The organism is Wolbachia endosymbiont of Pentalonia nigronervosa, from assembly GCF_014534705.1.
GTDB lineage: Bacteria > Pseudomonadota > Alphaproteobacteria > Rickettsiales > Anaplasmataceae > Wolbachia.
Genome location: NZ_JACVWV010000121.1, coordinates 1 through 2,458 on the forward strand (window position 1 = coordinate 1; position 2,458 = coordinate 2,458).

2 protein-coding genes and 2 pseudogenes are annotated in these 2,458 nt (G+C 34.4%); all 4 read left to right on the forward strand.

Features of this window, described 5'->3' with window-relative positions; translation table 11 throughout:
• Positions 1-426, forward strand: a pseudogene (locus IC220_RS07060) (hypothetical protein); the annotation flags it as partial.
• Positions 427-479: 53 nt separating this feature from the next.
• A pseudogene (locus IC220_RS07065) lies at positions 480-719 on the forward strand (hypothetical protein); the annotation flags it as partial.
• 1 nt (position 720) lies between these two features.
• Positions 721-921 (forward strand): hypothetical protein, encoded by a 201-nt coding sequence (locus tag IC220_RS07070; protein ID WP_188153736.1) that lies wholly within the window; start codon positions 721-723, stop codon positions 919-921.
• Positions 918-2,357, forward strand: a complete 1,440-nt coding sequence (locus IC220_RS07075) for a hypothetical protein (protein WP_188153737.1) — start codon at positions 918-920, stop codon at positions 2,355-2,357. Before IC220_RS07070 ends, IC220_RS07075 begins: the two co-directional genes overlap by 4 nt.
• Positions 2,358-2,458: the final 101 nt, after the last annotated feature.

Here is a 2,458-nt window from a genome sequence, read left to right on the forward strand (position 1 = left end):
CTTGGCAAGATTACCGCAAATAACACTTCAGATTTAATTGCTCTGGCAAACGTTGAAAAAGTCTCATTTGATACTAATGCTGAGTTTATTTTAACTGAACAGGATGGAAAAGAGCATTTTTTATCTGATAATTTGCCATTAGCGCTGCGTTCAAGACTCTCTGGAGAATTAACTGTAAAAGCAACGCTAAAAGGCTCAAAAGAGAGAAGCCCGGTACTTTACCCCGGTTTACAATTGGTTCTTGGCAATGTGGGAGAATCTGCAGATTACGTAACCAGGAGCATTCCAGCAGGTTCAAATACTAAGATAACAATAGACCTTCTGCGAAACAAAGAAATAAACGTCAAATTCTCTTTGGGGGGTATAAAAACCTATCCCATGTGTGACTTTGCTTCTCTACAACGCTCTAAACAAGAAAATTTTTAAAAAATACGAAGAGAAATCTTCCAAGCTAAGTTTCACGTTTTGCAGAAGGTCTAATTACTTATGATGCATTAATACCTGGTACTGCCGATGTTAAAGCATATGTGCAAAAAAACGTGGAAAGAGAATGGCAGCTAGTTAATTTAACAACAGGAAAACCTATCGGCGACAACTGGGTGGAGAGAACTCATATGCTGACAAACTTTAATGCCAATGAAACCAGGATAAAGCTAGTTCTTAGTGGTACAGTGCAATATCGCCCTAAAGTGAAAAATTTGCGAATAATTATTACATGAAATGCCAAAAGATAAAACGAATAGAGGATATCCACTGCCTCATCCAGAAAATATTGCCGTGCAAGATGTGGTACGTATTCGCACAAGCATTGAAAAAATAGATGAGGATATTACCAGTAGGGAAAATGAACATAAAAATCTTAAAAAAGCATTTGAAAGATTTAATTTTGAAACTTTTTTGAACTTTTGGAGCAACAAATGACTAACGAGGTAGTTTCTACTTTGCATAGAAGAATCAAAGATTTAGCTGCAAATAGCACACCTGATCAACTAGCATATCTTGCTAAAGCATTTGAATTAATAGTAGATAAAAAGGAAATTTCCAATATTACTCAAATAACTGCAATAAAAGAGATAATCGATACACTGCAAAAAAGACTTAAGGATTTAGCAGCAACCAGTACTCCTGACCAATTGGCATATCTTGCTAAAACACTTGAATCAATAGTTGACAAGAGTGCAGTTTCTGAGATTGTGCAGATGACTAATGGAAAGCTAAAGGAACTTCAGAGCAGTACAAATTCATACCTAAACGAGATAAATACTAATAAAGAAAACTCTATTTCAGCTATAACCACAGTAAAGACACAATCTGTAAATGAAATAAATATACTAAAAACCAATTCCTTAAACTCCTTAAAAAGTTCATCAGACTCATATATATCATTACTTGATACTCGTAAAAATACTAATATTGCTACAATAAATAGCATAGGAATAGATCAGACGAATAATCTTAAAAGTTTAGTAAATAACTTTAAATCAATCAACGATGTGCCAAATGGTTCTTCAATTATGAAGGAAGTAAGAACTAGAGAAGAACAGTTAAAGTCATTAGTTAAGCAAGAGGTAAAAAATAGAAATATGGTTGAGCCTGGTTCATTACCATTTTTGTTTGGGGTGCTAAGTAGAAAAAATAATTACTTCGGTCATGGAGCTTTTACAACTGAATTAGGCCAATGGAGCAGCGATATAACAAAAACAGATCATATGCTGCAACTACTTGCGGGCAGCCATACCTATGATACAAGTTATGTTAGCTTTTATAGGCCAAGACAGTTGTGTTTTTTAGAAGGAAGCAAAGGCGCATTCATCTATGGAGAATCATATACAAGGCTGATACGCGATAGTTTTAAAAATATAAATGTCATATACCAGTATCCTTACGCTGCACTGGGAGTAATATTTGTAAAAAATACTACAAATATGAATATAAGTAAGATAATAAATTTTGTTGGATCAGCAGAGGGAGCAGGATTATATGTTGGAATACCTGATAACACTAATGTTAATAAATCAAAGATTTCAAAAATTACTTGGCTAAATATTTATAAACATACAAGCGATGATAATGAATTTGCCGCATCTGGTAATGTAGAAGTTCCGGCCGGAAAAACAGTGGCAATATTGCTGTATACATCATCGGAACTCCATTCTGGAAATAGCATGGTTGGTAAAACGCCTGAATTTGATATGGGCGATACTATGTATGATACTATCTATGGTCAATTTATACAGTGGGGAATATATAACTTTCGGAGCAATTTTTTAACAGAAGAACTTGAAGTAGATGTAGAAAGAACACTCAAAGCTTGGCAGTGTCCAGGATTAGAGGCTACTTCCAAAATTTGGAATTAAAAAAGTGGAGGAACAATGTCTACTTATATACGTTTTAAAAACAAAAAACAAATCGAAACAACGACACTAGAAAACAAGCCGGAAGGAGAAGGATGGTATGA